The sequence below is a fragment of the Aeromicrobium sp. genome (assembly GCF_025965075.1).
GTDB lineage: Bacteria > Actinomycetota > Actinomycetes > Propionibacteriales > Nocardioidaceae > Aeromicrobium.
The window spans coordinates 12,192-34,767 of record NZ_JAOPXQ010000176.1; the positions used below are offsets into that span (position 1 = coordinate 12,192).

General features: G+C 71.4%; 21 protein-coding genes and 1 pseudogene. 10 read left to right on the forward strand and 12 right to left on the reverse strand.

Annotated features, from left to right (window positions below; genetic code table 11):
• Positions 1–51 precede the first annotated feature (51 nt).
• Positions 52–1,089, forward strand: coding sequence for an LLM class flavin-dependent oxidoreductase (locus JWQ91_RS10775; RefSeq protein WP_297783530.1), 1,038 nt, complete (start codon positions 52–54; stop codon positions 1,087–1,089).
• Positions 1,090–1,197: 108 nt separating this feature from the next.
• On the opposite strand, the gene JWQ91_RS10780 is transcribed toward JWQ91_RS10775, so the two are convergent.
• From JWQ91_RS10780 to JWQ91_RS10805, 6 genes are all read right to left on the reverse strand, one after another.
• On the reverse strand, positions 1,198–2,490 hold the full coding sequence (locus JWQ91_RS10780) for a GNAT family N-acetyltransferase (protein ID WP_297783533.1): 1,293 nt from the start codon (positions 2,488–2,490) through the stop codon (positions 1,198–1,200).
• Positions 2,487–3,041 (reverse strand): isochorismatase family protein, encoded by a 555-nt coding sequence (locus JWQ91_RS10785; RefSeq protein ID WP_297783537.1) that lies wholly within the window; start codon positions 3,039–3,041, stop codon positions 2,487–2,489. Before JWQ91_RS10785 ends, JWQ91_RS10780 begins: the two co-directional genes overlap by 4 nt.
• Positions 3,038–4,348, reverse strand: a complete 1,311-nt coding sequence (locus tag JWQ91_RS10790; protein WP_297783589.1) for a nicotinate phosphoribosyltransferase — start codon at positions 4,346–4,348, stop codon at positions 3,038–3,040. Before JWQ91_RS10790 ends, JWQ91_RS10785 begins: the two co-directional genes overlap by 4 nt.
• Before the next feature lie 67 nt (positions 4,349–4,415).
• Positions 4,416–5,240 carry a hypothetical protein gene (locus JWQ91_RS10795; RefSeq protein WP_297783539.1) on the reverse strand — a complete coding sequence of 275 codons (825 nt, stop codon included), beginning with the start codon at positions 5,238–5,240 and terminating at the stop codon, positions 4,416–4,418.
• A gap of 3 nt (positions 5,241–5,243) precedes the next feature.
• Positions 5,244–6,188 carry a 2,3,4,5-tetrahydropyridine-2,6-dicarboxylate N-succinyltransferase gene (gene dapD / locus JWQ91_RS10800; protein WP_297783542.1) on the reverse strand — a complete coding sequence of 315 codons (945 nt, stop codon included), beginning with the start codon at positions 6,186–6,188 and terminating at the stop codon, positions 5,244–5,246.
• Positions 6,189–6,243: 55 nt separating this feature from the next.
• Complete coding sequence (locus JWQ91_RS10805) at positions 6,244–7,371, reverse strand: LCP family protein (protein WP_297783545.1); 1,128 nt, start codon at positions 7,369–7,371, stop codon at positions 6,244–6,246.
• A gap of 161 nt (positions 7,372–7,532) precedes the next feature.
• Here JWQ91_RS10805 and JWQ91_RS10810 point away from each other — a divergent pair, with 161 nt between their 5' ends.
• Both JWQ91_RS10810 and JWQ91_RS10815 read left to right on the forward strand, forming a co-directional pair.
• Positions 7,533–8,963, forward strand: coding sequence for an LCP family protein (locus JWQ91_RS10810; RefSeq protein ID WP_297783547.1), 1,431 nt, complete (start codon positions 7,533–7,535; stop codon positions 8,961–8,963).
• 99 nt (positions 8,964–9,062) lie between these two features.
• Complete coding sequence (locus JWQ91_RS10815) at positions 9,063–10,469, forward strand: LCP family protein (protein WP_297783550.1); 1,407 nt, start codon at positions 9,063–9,065, stop codon at positions 10,467–10,469.
• Between the two features lie 43 nt (positions 10,470–10,512).
• Here the strand turns inward: JWQ91_RS10815 and JWQ91_RS10820 are convergent, their stop codons facing one another.
• The 4 genes from JWQ91_RS10820 to JWQ91_RS10835 form a co-directional block, all read right to left on the reverse strand.
• Entirely contained in the window at positions 10,513–11,277 is a 765-nt protein-coding gene (locus tag JWQ91_RS10820; RefSeq protein WP_297783552.1) for an ABC transporter ATP-binding protein, read from the reverse strand.
• On the reverse strand, positions 11,267–12,124 hold the full coding sequence (locus JWQ91_RS10825; RefSeq protein WP_297783554.1) for an ABC transporter permease: 858 nt from the start codon (positions 12,122–12,124) through the stop codon (positions 11,267–11,269). The genes JWQ91_RS10820 and JWQ91_RS10825 overlap by 11 nt, the downstream gene beginning before the upstream one ends.
• Before the next feature lie 82 nt (positions 12,125–12,206).
• Positions 12,207–12,872, reverse strand: a complete 666-nt coding sequence (locus tag JWQ91_RS10830; RefSeq protein ID WP_297783557.1) for a TIGR03089 family protein — start codon at positions 12,870–12,872, stop codon at positions 12,207–12,209.
• Positions 12,869–13,639, reverse strand: a complete 771-nt coding sequence (locus JWQ91_RS10835) for a 2-phospho-L-lactate transferase CofD family protein (RefSeq protein ID WP_297783559.1) — start codon at positions 13,637–13,639, stop codon at positions 12,869–12,871. Before JWQ91_RS10835 ends, JWQ91_RS10830 begins: the two co-directional genes overlap by 4 nt.
• A 117-nt stretch (positions 13,640–13,756) precedes the next feature.
• On the opposite strand from JWQ91_RS10835, the gene JWQ91_RS10840 reads away from it, so the two are divergent.
• From JWQ91_RS10840 to JWQ91_RS10850, 3 genes are read left to right on the forward strand one after another with little or no spacing between them, the layout of a single operon-like run.
• Positions 13,757–14,011 carry a WhiB family transcriptional regulator gene (locus JWQ91_RS10840; RefSeq protein WP_118396070.1) on the forward strand — a complete coding sequence of 85 codons (255 nt, stop codon included), beginning with the start codon at positions 13,757–13,759 and terminating at the stop codon, positions 14,009–14,011.
• A gap of 38 nt (positions 14,012–14,049) precedes the next feature.
• The gene (locus tag JWQ91_RS10845) at positions 14,050–16,845 is read left to right on the forward strand and encodes a glycosyltransferase family 2 protein (RefSeq protein WP_297783567.1); all 2,796 of its coding nucleotides are present in this window, start codon (positions 14,050–14,052) and stop codon (positions 16,843–16,845) included.
• Positions 16,842–18,179: a DUF5719 family protein gene (locus JWQ91_RS10850; RefSeq protein ID WP_297783570.1), complete on the forward strand. Its 1,338-nt coding sequence runs from the start codon at positions 16,842–16,844 to the stop codon at positions 18,177–18,179. Before JWQ91_RS10845 ends, JWQ91_RS10850 begins: the two co-directional genes overlap by 4 nt.
• 15 nt (positions 18,180–18,194) lie before the next feature.
• On the opposite strand, the gene JWQ91_RS10855 is transcribed toward JWQ91_RS10850, so the two are convergent.
• Positions 18,195–18,641, reverse strand: coding sequence for a metallopeptidase family protein (locus tag JWQ91_RS10855; RefSeq protein ID WP_297783573.1), 447 nt, complete (start codon positions 18,639–18,641; stop codon positions 18,195–18,197).
• A gap of 48 nt (positions 18,642–18,689) precedes the next feature.
• On the opposite strand from JWQ91_RS10855, the gene JWQ91_RS10860 reads away from it, so the two are divergent.
• The 4 genes from JWQ91_RS10860 to JWQ91_RS10875 are packed head-to-tail and all read left to right on the forward strand — an operon-like array spanning position 18,690 to position 21,537.
• Positions 18,690–19,019, forward strand: a complete 330-nt coding sequence (locus JWQ91_RS10860; protein ID WP_297783576.1) for a DUF3499 domain-containing protein — start codon at positions 18,690–18,692, stop codon at positions 19,017–19,019.
• Entirely contained in the window at positions 19,016–20,377 is a 1,362-nt protein-coding gene (locus JWQ91_RS10865) for a phosphomannomutase/phosphoglucomutase (protein ID WP_297783580.1), read from the forward strand. The genes JWQ91_RS10860 and JWQ91_RS10865 overlap by 4 nt, the downstream gene beginning before the upstream one ends.
• A gap of 9 nt (positions 20,378–20,386) precedes the next feature.
• Positions 20,387–20,554, forward strand: a complete 168-nt coding sequence (locus JWQ91_RS10870; protein WP_297783583.1) for a Trm112 family protein — start codon at positions 20,387–20,389, stop codon at positions 20,552–20,554.
• 2 nt (positions 20,555–20,556) lie between these two features.
• The gene (locus JWQ91_RS10875; protein ID WP_297783586.1) at positions 20,557–21,537 is read left to right on the forward strand and encodes a cation diffusion facilitator family transporter; all 981 of its coding nucleotides are present in this window, start codon (positions 20,557–20,559) and stop codon (positions 21,535–21,537) included.
• A 73-nt stretch (positions 21,538–21,610) separates the two neighbouring features.
• Here the strand turns inward: JWQ91_RS10875 and JWQ91_RS10880 are convergent.
• Positions 21,611–22,576: pseudogene (locus JWQ91_RS10880) on the reverse strand (sodium:solute symporter); the annotation flags it as partial.

Here is a 22,576-nt window from a genome sequence, read left to right on the forward strand (position 1 = left end):
GGTGCCGTCGCGGGCGGGAAGGATCGGACGGGGTCGCGCGTTGAGCCCGTCGTGAGACTTTCCGTGCTGGACCTCGTCCCCGTTCGCACCGACCAGACCACGAGCGACGCCCTCGCGGCGACCGTGTCACTGGCGCAGGTCGCCGACCGGCTCGGCTTCACCCGCTTCTGGGTCGCCGAGCACCACAACATGCCGGCGGTCGCCGCGACGTCCCCGCCGGTCCTGATCGGGATCCTGGGCGCGCACACCGAGCGGATCCGGCTGGGCTCCGGCGGTGTCATGCTGCCCAACCACGCCCCGCTGGCCGTGGCCGAGCAGTTCGCGCTGCTCGAGGCCGCGACGCCCGGGCGCATCGACCTCGGCATCGGCCGGGCGCCCGGCTCGGACCCCGTCACCTCGATGGCGCTGCGCGGCGCGGCGGGCCGGGACGACACCGACGTCCAGAACTTCCCGCAGTACCTCGACGACGTCGTCGCGCTGATGGGCACCGAGGGCGTGCGCGTCGCGGTCCCGCGGCAGGATTACGTCCTCAAGGCGACGCCGGCCGCGGCCTCCGAGCCGCGGATGTGGCTGCTCGGGTCGTCGATGTACTCGGCGCACCTCGCTGCCGAGAAGGGGCTGCCGTTCGTCTTCGCGCACCACTTCTCCGGGCAGGGGACCGCCGAGGCGCTCGCGGTCTACCGCCGCGAGTTCCGGCCCAGTGAGCTCGCGCCGGAGCCGGTCACGTTCCTGACCGTCAACGCCGCGGTCGCCGAGACCGAGGAGGAGGCGGCGGCACTGATGCTGCCCAACCTGCACATGATGGCCAAGCTCCGCACGGGGCAGCCGCTGACGGCGCTCGACCTCGTGGAGGACGCCCAGGCGATCGACCTGCACCCGCAGGCCCAGGCGATGGTCGAGTCGGCCTTCGGCAAGGCCGTGGTCGGCACTCCCGAGTCGGCGGCCGCGCAGCTCCGCGAGCTCGCGGACCGGTTCGGCGTCGACGAGGTCATGGTCAACCCCGTCGCCTCGGCCCGCCGCGGCACCGACCCGCGCACGGCCCCCGGGCGCGAGCACACCCTCGAGCTCCTCGCCAAGGAGCTCCTGTAACCGCGACCGGCGCACTCCGATCCGCGACTGGCGCAGTCTGAAGAAAATGAGACGGCGATTCGTGCACTTCTGCGCCACTCGCGGACGGATGTGCGCCAGTCGGTGTCGTCAGAACCAGATGCTGAGGTACGGGGCGACGGTCGAGCGGAACGTCGCGTCGACCCGTGCCACGTCGCCGGTCAGGGTCCCGGCGGCGGCCAGCGTGCCGGCGGAGACCCCACCGAGGTAGAGCGAGCCCAGCGCCGTCACGGTGACCGTGGCATCGGCCGGCTCGTCGCTCGGCTGGACCGTGGCCCCACCGCGGGCGTCGACCTCGATGGCCCAGGTGCCCGCCGCGAAGCCGTCGGGGTCGTCGACCCCGAGCACGAGCCGGCCGGGGGCGGAGTACGTCCGCGCGGTCAGCGCCGCCGGCACGTCCAGGACGCGCACCCACAGGTGGTCGAACTCGTTGACCCGGACGGCCCGGAAGTCGTCGATCATCCAGCGCAGCGGCTCGTCGACGGGCCGCAGGTGCGCCGAGACCTTGGAGACGAGGTCCATCTCGAGCAGGAAGCGCCACAGTCCGGCGTACGCGTCGGTCGTCGTCGCGACGAGCGCGTGGAGCGTCAGCTCGTGCTCGACGAAGTCGGACGGGTCCTCCTTGAGCTGGTAGACCGCGAACCCCTGCGGGCTGCCGCCGGCGTCGTCGTAGCGGACGCAGCGCAGGTTCTTGGCGTTGCTGTCGCCGGCGGCGAGCCCGATCTGACGGTCCCACAGATGTCCCTCGTAGGAGATCTGGCCCGGCGCCTCGAGGCGTACGCCCTCCACCAGGGCGTGGCCGGCCTCCCGCAGCTGCTCGGGCGACACGAAGTGCACCCGGCCGGTCGGGGTCGGACCGGTCCACCGGACCCGGCGGGTCAGGACGGTGAGATCGCGGGCGAGCGCGGCGGGAGCGAAGCCGAACCGGGCGTAGATCGTCGACTCCGAGACCGTCAGCACCGCGACGGGGCAGCCCAGGGCGACCGCGGTCCGCAGCTCGGCGTCCAGCAGCGCCCGCGCGATCCCGCGGCGGCGGTGGGTCGGTGCGACCGTGACCCCGCTGACGGCCCAGGCCGGGACGGACCGGCGGCCCGGGACGGTGAGGTCGGCGGGCCAGCAGATCGTCGTCGCGACGGGGGACGTGGGATCGGCGGCGGTGGGGTCGAGGACGGCGACCAGGCGTCGGCCGTCGACGAGCCCGGTCCGGCGGGCCTCGACCTGCTCGTCGGGAAGCGTCGGGCCGAGGAAGCCCCGGGACTCGGCGTGGAACCACGCGGCGTGGTCGCCGGCGTCGGACGGGTCGACGAGCCGCAGCGTCAGTCCCTGCTCGGCGAGGCCCGCCCGGGACGTCTCGTCGATCGGTAGGTCGGTCGAGGAGGTCATGCGATCACGCGGACCCCGGCGGCGGCCCACTCGGCGTGGACGGCGGGCAGGTTGGCGGGGGACACGGCGGCGGTGAGGCCGTCGAGCACCTGCACCGCGAAGCCCTCGCGGGCGGCGTCGAGCGCGGTCGCGCGGACGCAGTGGTCGGTCGCGATGCCGCACACGTCGACGACGTCGATGCCGGCGGCCCGCAGCCAGGCCGCGAGGCCCGTCCCGACGGCCGAGGAGCCCTCGAAGCCGGAGTACGCCGCGGCGAACTCGCCCTTGTAGAAGATCTCGTCGAACAGCGACGGGTCGAGCGGCGGGTGGAACTGCTCGCCCGGTGTCCCGACCACGCAGTGCGGCGGCCACGAGTCGACGAAGTCGGGGGTGTCCGAGAAGTGGCTGCCGGGGTCGACGTGGTGGTCGCGGGTCGCGACCACGGTGGCGTACGTCCCGGACGCGATGAGCGCGGCGACCTCTGATGCGACCCGGGCGCCGCCCGTCACGGCGAGCGAACCGCCTTCGCAGAAGTCGTTCTGGACGTCGACGACGATGAGTGCGGTGGTCATGGTGTCTCCTCGTAGATCGTGTCGAGGGCCGGATCGCTCCTGGACAGCTGCATCGCGGTGGCCGGCAGCTCCGCGAGCGCCGCCCGAAGCCGGGTTCGAGCCTCCTCGAGGGACTCGGTGTGGACGCGCTTGCCGTCCCGGACGAGCTCGACCAGCAGGGACCGGTCGTCGGCGTCGGACGCTGGGGCCTCACCGATGCCGATGACCTCGGCGGTGGCGGTGCCGTTGGCCGACCGGCGGCGCAGGGCGTACTTGCGACCGCCCACGCTGGTCTTGTCCTTGCTCTTCTTGGCGACCGGCAGCATCTGGCCGTCGTCGCCGGCCCGGGCGACGAGCTTGTAGACGAACCCGCTGGTCGGCACCCCCGACCCGGTGACCAGTGCGGTCCCGACCCCGTAGCCGTCGACGGGCGCCGCGGCCAGCGCCGCGATCGCGTGCTCGTCCAGGTCGCTGGTCACGGTGATCCGGGTCCCGGTCGCGCCGAGCCCGTCGAGCTGCTCGCGGACCGCGCGGGCCAGCGACACCAGGTCACCGGAGTCGAGCCGCACCCCGCCGAGCCCGTCGCCGGCGATGTCGACCGCGGTGCGGATCGCCTCGGGGATGTCGTACGTGTCGACCAGCAGTGTCGTGCCCGGGCCCAGCGCGCGGACCTGGGACTCGAACGCCTCCCGCTCGGTGTCGTGCAGCAGCGTGAACGAGTGGGCGCTCGTCCCGGTCGTCGGGATGCCGTACGTCCGCCCGGCCTCCAGGTTGGACGTCGCGGCGAATCCCGCGATGTAGGCCGACCGGGCCGCCGCGACCGCCGCGCTCTCGTGCGTGCGGCGCGAGCCCATCTCGATGCAGGGCCGCCCGTCCGCGGCGGTGATCATCCGGGAGGCCGCGGTGGCGATCGCGGAGTCGTGGTTGAGGATCGACAGGAACACCGTCTCGAGGACGACGCACTCGGCGAACGTGCCCTCGACGACCAGGACGGGGGACTGCGGGAAGTAGAGCTCGCCGTCGGGATAGCCCCACACGTCGCCGCTGAATTGGTAGTCCGCGAGCCACGCGAGCGTGTCGGCGTCGACGACGCCGGCGTCCGCGAGCCAGGCCAGCTCGTCCGCGCCGAACCGGAACTCCTCGAGGGCGTCGAGCGCGCGGCCGACCCCGGCCACGACGCCGTAGCGGCGCCCGCCGGACAGGCGACGGCCGAACAGCTCGAACACCGACCGACGGTGGGCGCTCCCGTCGCGGAGGGTGGCCTGGAGCATCGTCAGCTCGTAGCGGTCGGTCAGCAGGGCGGTGCTGGGGCTGGTCACGGGGTCCAGCCTAGGCGTGGGCCCGGGGGAGTGCCGGGGTGCGCCAGCGCACCACGCCTCCGCCGGGGCCGCGGTCTCAGTTGGTCGAGACTTTCACGGTCGACGGGCCTGCGTCGGGGTCCTTCTGCCAGCCCTCGTGCGAGCTCGACGCGGTCCACGTCCGGCCACCGAACGAGATCGAGGTGATGCCGAGCCGCGCGGCGTTGCCGACGAGGTAGTGGGCGACGGCCCAGCCACGGGCGCGCACGTCGTCGGCCTTCCCCTCGAGCGGGTACGTCGCGTCGTCCCCGTCGCGCGCCACCTCGATGTCGCCGAAGGCCTTCCGGACGTCCTTGACGACGGTCGTGGTGCTGCCGCCGCCCTCCGGGTTGATCTGGCAGGTGAACTTCGCCGGGCTGTAGCCGCGCAACGACGACGCGAGCGCGCGGGCGTAGTCCTCGTGCTGCGCGTACGCACCGGGGAACGCCGAGCGCTGCACCTTCTGCGCCGCCTTGGTGATCTCCATCGACTCGTAGCCGTCGATCTTGACGAGCGCGTCGTAGAACTTCCCGATCGAGTACCACGGGTCGATGATCTGCTCGACCGTGCCCCAGCCCTGGGACGGGCGCTGCTGGAACAGGCCGATCGAGTCACGGTCGCCGTAGTCGATGTTGTGGATCTTGGACTCCTGGAACGCCGTCGCGATCGCGATCGTCGTGGCCCGCGGCGGCAGGCCCCGCTGCTGGGCGATCGCCGACATCAGGGCGGCCCACTGACCCTGCTCGAGGTCGACCTGCGCGCGGACGCCGTTGACCGACGCGACGCAGTACTCACTGCGCAGGGGAGTGCGGTCGCTCAGGGTCGTGCCGACCAGGACGACCGACGCGACGAGCCCGAGGACCACGAACCAGCGAAACCTCACGCGTCAGTTGGCGTGCAGCGCGGCATTGAGCTCGATCCCGGTGCGCTCACCGCGCGGCCGGGCCTCGAGCACGCCGGTCTCGCTGTTGGTCAGGAACAGGATGCCGTCCTGACCGGACAGCTCGGCGGCCTTGACCGTCGTGCCGTCGGGCATCGTGATCTTGGCGCCGGCCGTGACGTACGTGCCGGCGGCCACGACGCAGTCGTCGCCGAGCGAGATGCCGATGCCGGCGTTGGCGCCAATCAGGCAGTTCTCGCCGACGCTGACGACCTCCTTGCCGCCGCCGGACAGGGTGCCCATGATCGAGGCGCCGCCGCCGACGTCCGAGCCGTTGCCGACCGTGACACCCGCCGAGATGCGCCCCTCGACCATCGCGGTGCCGAGCGTGCCGGCGTTGAAGTTGACGAAGCCCTCGTGCATCACGGTCGTGCCCTCGGCCAGGTGCGCACCGAGACGGACCCGGTCGGCGTCGCCGATCCGGACGCCGGAGGGGATGACGTAGTCGGTCATGCGGGGGAACTTGTCGACGCTCGTGACCTGCACGTGCAGGCCCGCCGCCCGGGCCCGGGCCCGGGTCGACTCGAAGTCGGCGACGGCGCACGGGCCGATCGAGGACCACACGACGTTGGCGAGCAGGCCGAACTGGCCGTCCAGGTTGAGCCCGTGCGGCGCGACGAGCCGGTGCGACAGCAGGTGCAGCCGGAGCCACACGTCGTAGGCGTCGGTGGGCGCGGACTGCAGGTCGGTGATCTCGGTGCTGACGACGACCTTGGTCACCTGTCGCACGTCGTCCTCGCCCGTCAGCGCGATCAGCTCGGCCGGCTCGATGCTGCTCTCCGGGGCTGCCCCGAGCCGCGGCTCGGGGTACCAGACGTCGAGCACCGTGCCGTCGGTCATGAGGGTCGCGATGCCCCAGGCGTACGCGCCGGGGTGTTCCACAGAAGTCATGGCCCCAACCTATCGAGCGGGTGCTCGCCGACGGGGGGCGCGTCCGCCGGGCCGGCTACTTCGGCATGCCGTCCTCGGTGCACAACGAGCCGATCTCGGACGTCTTGTCGGCCTTGATGAGGTCGAACATCCGCGGTGCGCGCTGCGCGTCCCAGTTGACCGCGAGGTCCTGGATCGGGACGGTGCAGCTGAGGCCGCCGCCACCCATCGCCGACGACAGCGCGAGGGCGAACCTGACGAGCGCGACGGGCCCGACGTTCTCGCCGATCCGCAGCGACCCCGACGCGCCCGAGGCGACCTTGGCGTAGCGGACCGGGTTGATGACGGTCCACGGCGACTTGGCCTCCGACGAGATCGAGCCGAGCACCTCGCGCTGGTTCTGCACCCGCTGGATGTCGCCGTTGCCGAACGAGTGCCGGTTGCGCGAGTACGCCAGCGCGGTCGGGCCGTCGGCGGTCTGGCAACCCTTCTTGACGTCGAGCCCCGAGTCCTTGTCCTTCAGGTCGTCCTTGGGGCAGATCTCGACGCCGCCAAGCGAGTCGACGACCTTGACCAGGCCGCCGAAGCCGACCTCGATGTAGTCGTCGACCCGGATGCCGGTGTTGCTCTCGATCGTCTTGACCAGGAGCTTGGGGCCGCCCAGGGCGTACGCCGCATTGATCTTGGTCGTGCCGTAGCCGGCGATCGGGACCAGCGAGTCACGCGGGATCGACAGCAGCACGCTGGGGCCGCTGCCGGTGTGCAGCAGCAGGATCGTGTCGGTGCGGGCGCCCGCGGGATTGCCCGTCGTGAGCTTCTTGCGCTCCTCGGCGCTCAGGCCGCGGCGGCTGTCCGAGCCGACCAGGAGGTACGTCGTCCCGGGCTGGTCGCCCGGGCGGTCGCCGCCGGGCTCGGCGTCGACCTTCTCGATCTTGCCCCAGGCCCAGATCGGCACCGCGATGAGGAAGATGATCCACGCGGCCAGCAGGGCCAGCACGATCCGGCGGACCGGCCGCTTGCGTCGCGGCTTCCGGGGCGGGGCCGCCCCGGCTCCCTTGCCGCCGCCACGCCCCGGCGGGGGGAGGTTGGGCGGGGGCAGGTCCGGTGCGGGCTGTCGCGACGAGCCCTGCCGGGGGACCTGCCGCGTCGGCTCGTCCTCACCGTAGAGCCACCCGTAGCTGCCCTGGGGACGGTCGTCTGACATGGCACAGACCGTACCCGACCCGTCATGGCGGGACCGTCATCGCCGGCGCGACCGCGGCGCACAAAATCCGCGGCCCGACGTCGGCGCGCCCTCAACCTCGGATCGAGAGTTTGTGTGCACACTGAGAACCGCCTCAGCCTCTTCCCCCGTGTGAGGACACCATGTCTGACGTTCGATCGAGTGTGATGGGTGGGTCCTACGACCGCCCCGCCGACACCTCGGCCCGCATCCAGTTCCGCCGCGCCCTGACCCTGACGGCCATGACGCTCGTCATGCCCGGGTCCGCGCAGCTCGTGATGGGCAACAAGCGGGTCGGGCGCATCGGTGTCCGCATCTGGCTGGCCTTCCTCGCCGTCGGCGTGGTGCTGGCGTTCCTGGCCCTGACGTCGCGTCGCACGATGCTGAGCCTGGCGCTCGACTCGCGGCTGCTGACGCTCGGCAAGTGGGTCCTGATCGCCGGTGCGATCGCCTGGGTGGCCCTGCTGATCGATGCGTGGCGGCTGGGCCGCCCGCTGGAGCTGGCCCGCAACCACCGCCTCTGGGTCGCGGGGCTCAACAGCGCCCTGTGCTTCGTCACGGCCGGCACGATGTTCTTCGCCGCCCACCTGGTCAGCGTGCAGAACTCGTTCCTCGGCACGGTCTTCGCCTCCGAGACGGTCTCGAAGCCGGAGGCCGGCCGCTACAACGTCCTGCTGCTGGGCGGCGACTCCGGTCCTGACCGCAGCGGCATCCGTCCCGACTCCCTCACGGTGGCCAGCATCGACAAGGACTCCGGACGCACGGTCCTGATCGGCCTGCCGCGCAACCTGCAGGACGTGCCCTTCCCGAAGGGGTCGGTCATGCGGAAGCAGTTCCCCGACGGCTTCAACGGCGAGGGCCAGTACCTCAACGCGATCAACACCTGGGCCAACGACCACGCCTCGCTGTTCAAGGACAAGGACCCGGGCCTCGACGCGACGATGGGCGCGGTCGAGGAGATCACGGGCCTCAAGCTCAACTACTACGCCCTGGTCAACATGAAGGGCTTCTCCCAGCTGATCAACGCGGTCGGCGGCGTGACGCTGAACGTCCGCGAGCGCACCGCGATCGGCGGCATCGGCTCGCCGATCCGCGGCTACATCGAGGCCGGCGAGCAGAAGCTCACGGGGGACCAGGCGCTGTGGTACTCCCGCAGCCGCGTCCAGAACGACGACTTCTCCCGCATGGGCCGCCAGAAGTGCGTCATGAACGCCATGCTGCACCAGCTCAGCCCCCAGGCCGTCCTGCTCAACGTCGAGAAGATCGCGAAGTCCAGCAAGGCGTTGCTGACGACCAACATCCCACGCGGCGACCTCGACGTCTTCGCGGACCTGGCGCTCAAGGCCAAGGCGCAGAAGGTGTCGACGGTGTCGCTGGTCCCGCCGGTCATCTACACCGGCAGCCCCGACTACGACAAGGTGCGACGCCTCGTCGACCAGGCCGTCGCCAAGGCCGAGGGCCGGGCGACCTCCGGCCGGTTCACGACCGCGACGCTCGCGATCCCCAAGGCCGGCGAGGTGGCGAAGGATCCCCGCAAGGCCAACCAGACCGGGGACCTCGGCTCGTCCTGCTGACGGATCGGGGCGCGACGGCGCGCGTCTCGGCGATCCGTGCTCGCGACAGGGCCGCGCATCGGTGATAATGGTGCCTCGCCCGTACCACCGTGAGGGAACATGACGCATCGCGCGAGTCTTCTGGGCCGTGGCTATACGGACAGTCACCTGGACTCGCCGCGGATCCGCTTCCGTCGCGCCTTGATGCTGTGCCTGCTGACGGTGCTGGTCCCGGGAGCGGGACACCTCGCGGTGGGCCGCCGGGTCGTCGGGTGGCTCGCGCTGACGCTGTGGCTGGGCGTGCTGGCCGGCGGCGGCTACCTGCTCTGGCGCTACCGCAGCGATCGCGCCGAGGTCATCGGCTGGTTCACCGATCCCGACGTCCTGTTCACCGCGCGGATCGCGATCGTCACGGTCGCGATCCTGTGGGGGATCCTGTTCCTCGACGCCTGGCGGCTCGCCTCGCCGTTCCGGCTCAACTTCGTCCGGGCGGCCCTGGTCACGGTGCTCAACCTGGCGATCATCGGGGGTGTCGCGGGCTCGACGGCGTACGCCTCGCAGGTCATCAAGGTCTCCCGGGAGACCGTGACCCAGGTCTTCCCGGAGAACGTCCCGACGTCCGAGCCCCTCAAGGGCCGCTACAACATCCTCCTGATCGGGTCCGACGCGCGGGCGGACCGCGCCGGCGTACGGCCCGACTCGCTGACGGTCGCCAGCATCGACGCCGACACGGGCAAGGTCGTGCTGGTGTCGCTGCCGCGCAACCTGCAGAACGTCCCGTTCTCCAAGGGCTCGCCCATGCTGCAGGTCTATCCCAACGGCTACAACTGCGGACCGACGTGCCTGCTCAACGCGGTGCACACCGAGGCGCAGAACCGCACCGACCTCTACCCGGACAGCAAGGACCCCGGCCTCGAGGCGACGATCGACGCCGTCGAGGGCGCGACCGACCTCAAGGTCAACTACTACGTCATGGTCAACCTCAACGGGTTCAAGGGCCTCGTCGACGCGGTCGGTGGGGTCGAGATGGACGTCAAGACCCGCATCGCGATGTTCGGCCACGACGACGCCTACAAGCAGACGTACATCGAGATCGGGAAGCAGAAGCTCGACGGGCAGCAGGCGCTCTGGTACGCCCGGAGCCGGGTCCAGTCCGACGACTACACCCGCATGGGCCGGCAGAAGTGCCTGATGGCGGCGATGGCCGACCAGCTCAGCCCGACCACGGTCCTGCGCAACGCGACCAAGATCGCGTCGTCGGGCAAGGAGCTGCTCAGCACGACGATCCCGCAGCAGGAGCTCGGCCAGTTCGCGGATCTCGCGCTCAAGTCACGCGGCACCAAGATCCGGACGGTCTCGATCGTGCCGCCGCAGTTCAACACCGTGACGCCGGACTATGTCGCGATCCACGCCGCGATCCAGAAGGCCATCGACAAGTCCGAGGGCACCCTTCCCTCGAAGAAGGGCCCCAAGGACGACTCGGGCCGGGCGTCCAACAACTCCGACGACCTCAAAGCCACCTGCTGACGGGCCGTGGGCCGTTGGTGACCACGGGCCGAGCGAGCTCGGCTTACTTGTCCTGGGCCTTGTTGTACGCCTCGATGACCTCGTCGGGGTCGCCGTCCATGATCAGGGTGCCCTGGTCGAGCCAGATGACCCGGCTGCAGGTGTCCTTGATCGACTTCATGGAGTGGCTGACGAGGAACACCGTGCCGGCGTTGTCGCGGATCTCCCGGATCCGGGCCTCGCTGCGCTGGCGGAATGTCCGGTCGCCGACCGCGAGGGCCTCGTCGACGATGAGGATCTCGTGCGTCTTGACGCTCGCGAGCGCGAACTTGAGCCGCGCCGTCATGCCGGAGGAGTAGGCGCGCATCGGCAGGTCGATGAACTTCTCGAGGCCCGCGAACGACACGATGTCGTCGTAGTTCGCCTCGATCTCCTCCATCGTGAAGCCCATCGCGAGGCCGCCGAGGACGATGTTGCGGTCGCCCGACAGATCCTTCATGAGGGCCGCGCCGACGCCCAGGAGGCTGGGCCTGGACTGGGCGTAGATCGCGCCGCTGCTGGTGCTGGTCAGGCCGACGATCGCGCGCATCAGGGTCGACTTGCCGGAGCCGTTGGTGCCGATCACGCCGATGCTGTCGTTCTCGTACGCCGTGAAGGAGACGCCCTTGAGGGCGTGCACGGTGCGCATCTGCTTGCCGCGCCCACGCAGCTTCAGGGACCGACGGTCCGACGCCGTGGGGCGCTTGCCGGTCGCGAAGACCTTGTACTCCACGTGCACGTCGTCGACGATGACGATCGGACGACGGGTCTCGGGGCTGTCACTCGACACGTCCGTACCTCTCTTCCGCACGCCAGAAGAACCACACGCCGAAGGCGAACAGGCCGATGGACCAGGCCGTCACGCGCCACCAGAACTGCTCGTTGACGTCGTAGCCGGGCCCCTCGAGCAGGCACGCGCGCGCGAGGCTCAGGAACTCGTGGATGGGCTGCCAGTTGCTGATCGAGATGACCCAGGGGGTGTCGCCGAAACGCTTCTCGACGCTGAAGAAGATCCCCGTCGTGTAGAACACGAAGCGGGTCAGGAACGGCAGGAAGTTGTTGAGGTCGCGCCAGTGGACCGACAGGCGTGCCGTGACGAGCGCGAGGCCCGCGTTGAACAGGTAGAACAGGAAGAACAGCGGGATGATCAGCAGCCAGTGGCCGTTGGGGGGATTGCCGCTGACGAGCAGGAAGATCAGCATGATCGCGACGGTCGGCAGGAACTGCAGGAACCGCTGGGTCACGGCCGCCAGGGGCAGCACCATGCGGGGGAAGGCCAGGCTCTGGACGAGGGAGGCGTTGTTGGTGATGGCCTTGCCGCCGGCGGTCCAGGACTGCGCGAAGAACTCGAAGACGAACACCCCGATGATGAGGAACTCGACGAAGTGCGGCGGCCGACCGGCCGGGCCGATCAGCAGGCCGAACACCGCGCCGTAGACCAGGGCGTTCAGCAACGGCTTGAGGATGACCCAGAACATGCCGAGCGAGTTCTGCTGGTTCTCCGACTCGATCTTGAACCGGGCCATGGAGTAGACGAAGATCCGTCGGCGCCAGACCTCGGCGACGTAGGCGGACAGCGAAGGGCGTTGGCCGACCTTCATCAGGCCCGCGCGTGCCGCATCCTCGGCGGTTGTCATTCGATTCGTGTCCCTACTGTCTCAGACGATCCGGACCGGGGGACGGGCCCCGCGGCGGCCTCGTCGAGTGTAGTGGACTTCGTCATCCGAGCCGCCCGACCTCTTGCGTGGCCACGCGGGAGATCTCCTCGGGTGTGGCGGCCGCCACGACGACGAGGGACCCGCCACCGAGGCAGGCGTCGACGAGGAGCCGGGCGTCCCGGGCCACGGGACCGGGTGCGACGACGCGGCGGACGGGGTCGGGCGTGGCGGCGGCGAGGAGCTCCGCATGGGTCGACGCCGTCCCCTCGAGGTCGATCGCGGGGCTGTCCGGCCCGGGCGGGTCCAGGGCGAGGAAGTGGTCGCCGTGGCCGGGCACCTCGGCGCCGAGGTCCAGGAAGCCCGGCGGTGGCGTCGCGAACCGGGCGCCGAGCGGCCGCAGCGAGGCGGCGACCTTGAGGGGTTCGTCGGCCTCGAGCTCGGGTCCGCTGACGCCGATGTCGGCGTCGCGGTCGACCACGACCCCGCCGACGTTCCACGCCGACAGGATCCAGACGATCCGCAGCCAGTGGCTCGGCAGGCCCAGTCGGATGCGGGTGCCGGGCTCGGCCTCGAGCTCGTCGACCAGGAAGTTGCTGGTCTTGGCGACCCAGTTGGCGGTCGTGACGGTGCTGAGCTCGACGCGCTCGCCCGTCGCCATGTCGTAGAACGTGATGAGCGGCTGCGAGGGATCCGGCGCGACGCGGAGCAGCTGGTCGAGGGACTTCATGCCACGACCTGCCGGGCGCGAGCGACGACGGTCGCCGGATCGGCATCGACACGTTCGGCCGCCCCGGGATCGGTCTCGCGAAGCCCCGCGACCCGGACCAGGTCGGCCGGTGCCGTGTCGTCGTGGTCGACGACCAGGACCGGGAGGTCGGCCGCGACCAGGTCGACGAACCCCGGTGTCCTCAGGACGGGGTCGACCGCCAGCGTGCGGCTCGAGGGGCCGATCACCAGGACGTCGGCGTCACGCACCGCCTCGGAGACGGTTGACGACACCGTGATGCCCTCGGCGATCAGGAGCAGCTGGGTCGCCTCGTGCGCGGCCGGGTCGTCGAGGTACTCCTCGACGTGGACCGCCCGCGGGTCCTCGGACCCGACGACGACGCGCAGCTCGGCACGGTCCTCGCACACCGGCAGCAGCCGGTAGGGGAGCGCGGCCCGGGTCGCCGCGGCGACCGTCGCGTCGGTCAGGGTCCCGCCGTTCAGGACGAGGTCGGTGCGGACCAGCCGGGCGGCGACGGCCTGGTCGCTCGCCCGCTGCCACCGCGGGACGTACCCGATCTGCTCGAGCGAGTCGGCGACGGCAAACGTCGTCCCGGTCGCGGCGGGGACCAGCAGCACGTCGAGGTCCGGGCTCGCGAGCAGTCCTGCCGACACGTGGCCGCGCACCGTCGGCGCGATGACGGTCAGCTCGTCGTCGGGCGCCAGGGCGGCCGCGAGGGAGTGGGCGAAGGGGGCGCCGTCGGCGCCGGAGACGAGCGTGATGCGCATGCGTCCATTGTGTCGTGGGCCCCCGCGGTGAACGGCAGCGGGGCGACACGCCGGGAATTTGGTGAATCTTGCCATTCGGCTTGACATGTGAGAGGCGACAGGACTGTAATTCCACGTATGTCATTCGATTTGGGTCAGCCGCAAGAGCTCGACGAGGAACTCATGTGGCAGGAGCGCGCCCTGTGTGCTCAGACGGACCCCGAGGCATTCTTCCCGGAGAAGGGTGGATCCACGCGTGAGGCCAAGCGGGTCTGCCTGACGTGCGACGTCCGAGGAGAGTGCCTCGAGTACGCCCTGGCACACGATGAGCGGTTCGGCATCTGGGGCGGTCTGTCCGAGCGCGAGCGGCGCAAGCTCAAGAAGCGCGCTTAGAACAGCGCCCTTTCCCTCGTCCACTAGGGTCGGTCCTTGTGGACGAGACCGAGACGACGCGCCACTGGCTCGACGACCCGCCCTCCGTGGCGGCGGTTCTCGTCACCCACAACGGCGCCCGCTGGCTGCCCCAGGTGCTGGCCTCGTTCGCCCAGATGTCCCACGCGCCCACGACCTGGCGCGTCGTCGACGTCAGCTCGACCGACGGCAGCGCCGAGCTGCTCCGTGACTCGTTCGGCGCGGACCGCATCACGTATGCCCCCTCCGGGACGGGCTTCGGGGATGCCGTCCGGCTGGGACTGGCCGAGCTGCCGCCGACCGACTGGATCTGGCTCCTGCACGACGACGCATCGGTGCTGCCCGGCACCCTGTCGGGGCTGCTCGACACCGCGACCTCGGCGCCCGACATCGCGGTCGTGGGGCCCAAGATCCGGGAGTGGCCCTCGCTGCGCCGGCTGCTCGAGGTCGGGCTGACCGTCACGTCCACGGGTGCCCGCGAGACGGGGCTCGAGACGGGGGAGCCCGACGCGGGTCAGCACGACCGGCCGCGGGACGTCCTCGCGGTCAACACCGCGGGCATGCTGGTCCGCCGCGACGTGTGGGACGAGCTCGACGGCCTGGACCCTGACCTGCCGCTGTTCTTCGACGACGTCGACTTCGGCTGGCGCGTGGCGCGCGCCGGCTACCGCACCCGCACGGCGCCCTCCGCGGTGATGTTCCACGCCGAGTCGAGCCGTCGCGGCACCCGGCCGCGGACCTCCGGCGACGTGCCGGTGTGGGAGCAGCGTCGGGCGGCGCTGCACACGCTGCTCGCCAACACCCCGATGCCCCGCTTCCTCTACCAGTACGTCCGGCTGTTCCTCGGCTCGCTCCTGCGGGTCCTCGGCCTGCTGATCGGCAAGGACCCCGAGGCGGCGAGCGACGAGCTGCTGGCCGTGCGGTCGATCTACCTCCATCCGCTGCGGCTGCGTCGCGCCCGGCAGCGCCGGGCCCGCACCGTGCGGCGCAGGCACCGGGAGATCCGCCACCTGTTCGCGCCCTACTGGCTGCCCTACCAGCACGGCTACGACGTCCTGCGCGAGACGATCACGGCGCTGGTGCGACCCGAGACGGTCGCGACGGTCGGGCGTCGGTCGACGGTGACCGACCAGGCGCCGGACGACGCCGTCGACCTCGACGACGGACCGTCGCTGCTGGCCCGCCGCCCGTGGCTCGCGGTGGTGCTGGTGCTGACGATCCTGTCGGTCGTCGCGGCCCGCGGGCTGTTCGGCGGATCGCTCAACGGCGGGGCGCTGCTGCCCGCGCCGGAGACCGCAGGAGGCTGGTGGCGGCTGCTCCTGGAGGCCCGACACCCCGTCGGCCTGTCGAGCGACTCCCTGCCGCCGTTGTTCGCGCTGCCGCTCGCGGTCGTCGCGACGCCGTTCTGGTACCACCCCGGCCTGGTCGTCACGACCCTCATGCTCTTCTCGGTGCCGCTCGCCGCCCTGTCGGCCCACCGGCTCGGCCGCCAGATCAGCGCGCACCGCGCGCCCCGGATCGTCTGGGCCGTGACGTACGCCCTCGCGGTCGTCGCGACCGGCGCGGTGGCGCAGGGCCGGATCGGCACGGTCGTCGCGCTGATCGTCCTGCCGATCATCGTCAACAGCGCGTGGCAGCTCGCCGACAACCCCGGCTGGCAGCTCGCCCTGCGCCTCGGCATCTGGACCGCGCTGGCCGCGGCGTTCGCCCCCATCGTGCTGCTGCTGGCCGTCGGTGGTCTCGCGATCCTCTGGTACGCCGAGGGGCGCTGGGTCGCCCGGCAGCTCGTCGTGGCCCTGGTGACCCCGTTGGTCCTGCTCGGTCCGTGGCTCGCGCAGCGTGCCCTGCACCCGTGGCGGATGTGGTGGGAGGCCGGCTACCCGGTCCCCGGCGACGCCGCCGTGCTCGACGTCGTCCTCGGGCGGTGCGGGGGAGCGGGCGGCGCGCCGGCCTGGCTCACGATCGGCCTGATCGCCCTGGCGGTCGTGGCCCTCGTGCCACGGACCACGCGGACCGGTGTGCGACTGGCCTGGCTGACGGCCCTGCTGGGCCTGGGGGTCGCGCTGCTCGGGACCGTCGTCACGTACTCGACGCCCGCCGGCACGACCGACCTGACCCCCTGGGTCGCGGTCCCGACCGGCCTGTGGATCGGGGGACTCGCCACGGCCGTGCTGCTGGCCGTGCCCGCGACGACCGGCTGGCCGCGCCCGGCGCTCGCCGCCGCGGTCGTCGTGGCGCTGGTGCTCCCCGTGGGCACCGCGGGATGGTGGCTCGCACGCGGCGTCGACGGCCCGCTCACCGACCGGCCGCCCAGCCTCGTGCCGGCGTTCCTGACCGAACGGTCGGGGGACACCCTGATCCTGACCGGCTCGCTCGAGTCGGGCGTCGACTACCGCGTCGTCTCCGGCGACGGCCCCTACCTCGGCCAGGAGGCCGTGACCCCGGCGGAGGCGGACATCCGTCGGGTCACCGTGGCGGTGCGGCAGCTGCTCGCCCAGTCGTCGGGCGACGCGGTCGACGCGATCAGCGCCGCGGGCGTCGACGCGATCTACGCGCCCGAGGCCGACATCGATCTCGCGCAGCGGATCGACGCGGCACCCCGCGTGGCGCCCGCCGGCAGCGAGCGGCCGGGCTCCCGGGTGTGGACCCTGTCGGGCGATCCGCAGGCCCAGCACGCCGGCGCACCCTGGTGGCACCGCGGCCTGACGATCGTGCAGATCCTGCTGTGGCTCGGCGCGATCGTGCTGACGGCGCCCGTGCGTCGCCGACCGACCCCCGAGCCGCTGAGCTCCGAGGACGAGGAGGTGACCGCATGACGTACGTCCGCAGCCTCGCCCTGCCGCTGGTGGCGGTGGTCCTCGTCGTGCTGGCGTCCCTCGTGCCGGGGGACGAGGAGTCCCCGCGCCGCCCGACGGCGGCCGCCGTCACCCAGACGACGTACGCCTGCCCGACCGGCTCGGCCATCGAGGTCGCCGCCGGCCAGGTCGAGGCCGGCACGTCGGCCTCCGCGACGGTCCTGCCCGACGGGTCCGCAGAGGACGGCCTGGCCGACAGCTCCAGGTGGCGCACCCAGCGCGTCGCCGGGCAGGGCGTCATCGTCCAGCAGCAGGGCCGCGGCTCCGGCGCCGTCGGCTACTTCTCCGGCACGGCGCCCACGGCCGGTGGGGGCGGGCTCGTCGTCGGGCAGTGCCCCGGCGTCGTGGACGACTCGTGGCTGCTCGGGCTGGGCTCGGGGGAAAAGCACCTGTCGACCCTGATCCTGACCAACCTCGAGGACACCCCGGCGGTCGCCGACCTGACCCTGTGGGGTGCCCAGGGCAGGATCGAGGCAGTCGACGCCCGGGGCGTCGTGGTCGAGCCGCGATCGGTCCGACGCATCCCACTCGCCGACCTGGCGGCCGGCGAGTCCGAGCTCGCGGTGCAGGTCCACCGTCGCCGCGGCTCGTTGTCGGCCGTGGCCAACGACAGCGCGACGGGGAGCTTCCGAGGGACCGAGCCGATCTCGGCGACCGCGACGCCGCGCCGGGTCCAGGTCGTCAGCGGGCTCGTCGAGGGCACCGAGGGCCGTACCCTGCTGATCCTCAACCCGGGGACCGCGACGGCGCGGGTCGGTGTCGAGGTGATCGGGCCCAAGAGCACGTTCACGCCGTCCGGACTCGGCAAGGTGCGGGTGCGGGCCGGATCGGTCAAGGCCGTCACGGTGCCGAAGTCGGCCGGCCCGGGCGAGCAGGCGCTGCGCCTGACGTCGGACCGCCCGGTGTCCGCCACGGTGCGGATGAGCCCGGGGTCGAAGGACTACGCCTACGCGGAGGCGGCTCCCGCCCTGACCGGGCCCGCCGTCGTCCCGATCGACCTCGGGACCGAGCTGGACGATCCCTCGCTCGTGCTGAGCGCACCCGGTCGGGCTGCCTCGGTCGAGGTCTTGACCTATGCGGCCGACATGGCCCGGTTGTCCTCGACCCGCATCGCGGTGGCCGCCGGCACGACCGAGACCGTGACGCTGAAGGGCCGCGCGGCGTACGCCGTGCTGCACCCCAAGGGGCGTGTGACGGGGGCGGTGACCTACACGCGCGGCGGTGGACTGAGCTCGCTGGTGCTGGGGGCGGCGCCGCGCACGGTTCTCGCGCCCCAGGTCCGACCGCTGGGCTGACGCCGGGTCGAAGGCTCAGTGAGTACGCGGGTCGAGATCGTCCGGCGACATGTGCCAGACCTCGGCGAGCCGGTCGAGGACGACGGTCCAGACCAGGTCCTCCAGGTCCTCGCGCCCCGTGCAGCGCTGGACGATCGGGATCCGGAACAGCACGACCCGCTGCACGTCGGGCCCGCCGGTCAGGATGCTCAGCGGCACGTCGTCGGTCCACTCCGGCGGCAGCAGCGGCGCCTCCTCGACCACGATCTCGACGTGATCGGGCTCGGCGGCGAAGTGCGCGTCCAGGGCCGTCACGATGTCGCGGACCAGGAGGTCGAACGACTCGCGTGCGGGCCGGTGGGCCGGCACGCTGCTCGGTGACAGGGGACCCGGCAGTGCCATGGGTCCGCGCGGCCCGCGGCCGCGGCGGTCCCGCATGCGACCGGGTCGCGGACCACTCACGACACCGCCCAGATGATCCATGCGGTGAGCCTAACGCGGGCGGGCCCGGGCCGGGGCTAACCTCACCACGTGGCAGTAGTTCGACGATGCACGCGTTCAGCGTGCTCCCAGAAGGCAGTGGCGACCTTGACGTACGTCTATGCGGACCAGACCGCCGTGCTGGGTCCGCTCGCGACCTACGCGGAGCCGCACACGTACGACCTGTGCGCCGACCACTCCCAGCGCATGTCCGCACCGCAGGGCTGGAACGTCCTGCGGCTCGCGCCGGACCCGACAGCGTCGGAACCGTCACACGACGATCTGCTTGCACTGGCCGACGCGGTCCGTGAGGCGGGACGTCCACCGGCTCCGGTCCCTGACGGGCCGCCGTCCCTTCGACTCGTGAGGCCCGATTCGTGATCGATCCCCGTCTGGGGCTGGTGGTCAAGGCGTACGACGTGCGCGGCCGCTCGCCCGAAGAGCTCGACCCTGCCCTGACCCGTGCGCTCGGCGAGGCGTTCGCGATCGAGACCGGCGTCGACGGTGGTCGCGGCAAGGTCGTCATCGGGCACGACATGCGGGACACCTCGCCGATCCTCGTCGCGGCGTTCTCCGACGGCGTCCGGGCCCAGGGCGGCGATGTCGTCAGCATCGGCCTGGCCTCGACCGACCTGCTGTACTTCGCCTCGGGGGATCTCGACCTGGCCGGCGCGATGATCACCGCGAGCCACAACCCGGCGGCCTACAACGGCATCAAGCTGTGCCGCGCCGGCGCCAAGCCGATCGGCTACGACACCGGGCTGTCGACGATCGCCGAGAAGGCCACCGAGCTGTTGCAGCGCACCGCGCTGCCCGAGCCGACGGGATCCTACGAGGAGCTCGACGCCCTCAGCCGGTACGCGGCCTACCTCCACGAGATCGTCCCGATCCCGCCCGAGCGGCGTCTCCGGGTCGTCGCCGACGCGGGCAACGGCATGGCCGGGCACACCGTCCCCTCGGTCTTCGCGACGCTCAACGTCGACCTGACGCCGATGTACTTCGAGCTTGACGGCACCTTCCCCAACCACGACGCCAACCCACTCGACCACAGCACGCTGGTCGACCTGCAGGCCACGGTCCGCGAGACCGGGGCCGACATCGGCCTGGCGTTCGACGGCGACGCCGATCGCTGCTTCGTCGTCGACGAGCGGGGCGATGTCGTGTCGCCGTCCGCGATCACGGCGCTGATCGCGCACCGCGCGCTCATCACGACCCCCGGCGCGACGATCCTGCACAACGTCATCACGTCGAGGGCCGTACCGGAGATCATCACCGAGAACGGCGGCACCGCGGTCCGCACGCCGGTCGGGCACTCGCTGATCAAGGCCGAGATGGCCCGCACCGGCGCGGTGTTCGGCGGCGAGCACTCGGGGCACTTCTACTTCAAGGACTTCTTCCTCGCCGACTCCGGCATGATCGCGGCCCTGCACGTCATGGCGGCGCTCGCCGAGACCGACGGCACGGTCTCCGAGCTCATGGCCCAGTACGAGCGCTACGTCGCCTCGGGCGAGATCAACAGCACCGTCGACGACGGCCCGGCGATCCTCGCCGAGCTCGCGCAGACGTACGCCGACCTGCCGCAGGACACCCTGGACGGGCTGACGATCACCGCCGACACGTGGTGGTTCAACGTCCGGGCCTCCAACACCGAGCCGCTGCTGCGCCTCAACGTCGAGGGTGACGACGAGGCGACGATGGCCGGGGTGCGCGACGACGTGCTCGCCGTGATCCGTCGATAGGGTGTTCCCATGAACCTTGACCCGGCCCTCCTGGAGATCCTCGTGTGCCCGCAGTGCCGGGCGACGCTGTTCGTCGACGACGACGCCAGCGAGCTCGTCTGCAACGCGTGCGCGTTGGCCTACCCCGTCCGGCGCGACATCCCCGTGATGCTCGTCGACGAGGCCCGGGCGCTGTAGGGATGTCGACCGAAGGTGGCAACAAGGCGGTCGTCGCTGCGCTCCTGGCCAACACCGGCATCGCGATCACGAAGTTCATCGCGTTCCTGCTGACGGGGTTCTCCTCGATGCTGGCCGAGTCGATCCACTCGCTCGCCGACGCCGGCAACCAGGTCCTGCTGCTGGTCGGCGGCAGGCGCTCGCAGCGCGAGGCGACCGAGGAGCACCCGTTCGGCTTCGGGCGCGAGCGCTACATCTACGCCTTCGTCGTGTCGATCGTGCTGTTCAGTGTCGGTGGGCTGTTCGCGCTCTACGAGGCCTATCACAAGTGGCACGAGATCCACGCGGGTCACGACGCCGGCCTCGACGGCCAGTGGCGGTTCGTGCCGCTCGTCGTGCTGGGCATCGCGATCGTCCTCGAGGGCTTCTCGTTCCGCACCGCGATCGTCGAGGGCAACAAGGTCCGCGGCGACAAGTCGTGGTGGTCGTTCATCCGCCGGGCCAAGGCGCCCGAGCTGCCGGTCATCCTGCTGGAGGACTTCGCCGCGCTGGTCGGCCTCGTCGCGGCCTTCCTCGCCGTGTCCCTGTCGCTCGCGACCGGCAACGCGTACTTCGACGTCGCGGGCACGGGCTTCATCGGTGTGCTGCTGATCGTCGTGGCGGTGATCCTGGCGATCGAGGTCAAGAGCCTGCTGCTGGGCGAGTCGGCGACCCGTGAGTCGATCGCCAAGATCCGGGCCGCGATCGACGGCACCGACGGGGTCACGCAGATCATCCACCTCAAGACGCTGCACACCGCGCCGGAAGAGCTGCTGGTCGCCGCCAAGATCGGTGTCGAGGCCGGCGCGTCCGGCGCCGAGATCGCCGGCGTCATCGACGCCGCCGAGCGCGCCCTGCGTACGGCCGAGCCGATGGCGCTGCAGATCTTCCTCGAGCCCGACGTCTTCCGGGCCGACTACGTCCCGGACGCCCGCCCCGAAGCCCCGAAGGCCCCCAGCCACTAAGGCCGCCGGGCGGTGCGCCGGCGTCCTCCTTCGGCAGGTTCTTGGACGCCAGCGCACCGGCGCGGGACTCCGCCTAGCTCGGGCTGGGGGTCTTCATCGGGTCGAGTCCGTCGGTCACGTCGGGGTCCCCGGCGTCGGCGAGGTAGTCGCTGGGGTGGGTCTGGTCGGTGCCGGCGTCGACCCCCAGCGCCCGGCAGACGTACGTGCCGACGACCGCGACCAGCAGGTTGAGCACGAGGGCCGTCATGCCGAAGTAGATGAGGTTCTCGCTGATCGAGATGCCGAACACCTCCAGCGGCCCGACCGATCCGCCGAAGTGCGACCCCGGGTCGCCGACGACGGGCTTGTTGTACGCCGCGATGGTCCCCCAGACCATGCCGACCGCCCAGCCGGCCAGCAGGGCGTGCCGGTGCAGCCAGCGGGTGTAGAGCCCGATCACGATGGCCGGCAGCGTCTGCAGGATCCAGATCCCGCCGAGCAGCTGCAGGTTGATCGCGAAGTCCTTGGGCAGGACCAGGACGAAAACCAGCGCGCCGAACTTGACCAGGAGGCTGGCGATCTTGCTCTGCTTCGCCTCCTGCGCGTCGGTGGCGTCGGGGTTGAGGAACGGCTTGTAGATGTTGCGGGTCCACAGGTTCGCCGCGGCGATCGACATGATCGCGGCCGGCACGAACGCCCCGATCGCGATCGCGGCGAAGGCGATGCCGGCGAACCAGGGGGAGAACTCCTGCTCGAACAGCTGGGGGATCGCGAGCTGCGGGTTCTTGACCTGGATGCCGGCGGCGATCGCCGCGACGCCCAGCAGGGCCAGCAGCCCGAGCAGGAACGAGTACGCCGGCAGCAGCGCCGCGTTGCGGCGGATGATGTTGCGGTTCTTGGTCGACAGCACCGCCGTGACCGAGTGCGGGTACATGAACAGCGCGAGCGCCGAGCCGAGTGAGAGCGAGGCGTACGCCCACTGCGACGCCCCCAGGGTGGGGATCAGCCCCTTGCTGGTGGCCTCGCCGTTGGCGATCGCGTCGGCGTTGTCCCGGTTGAA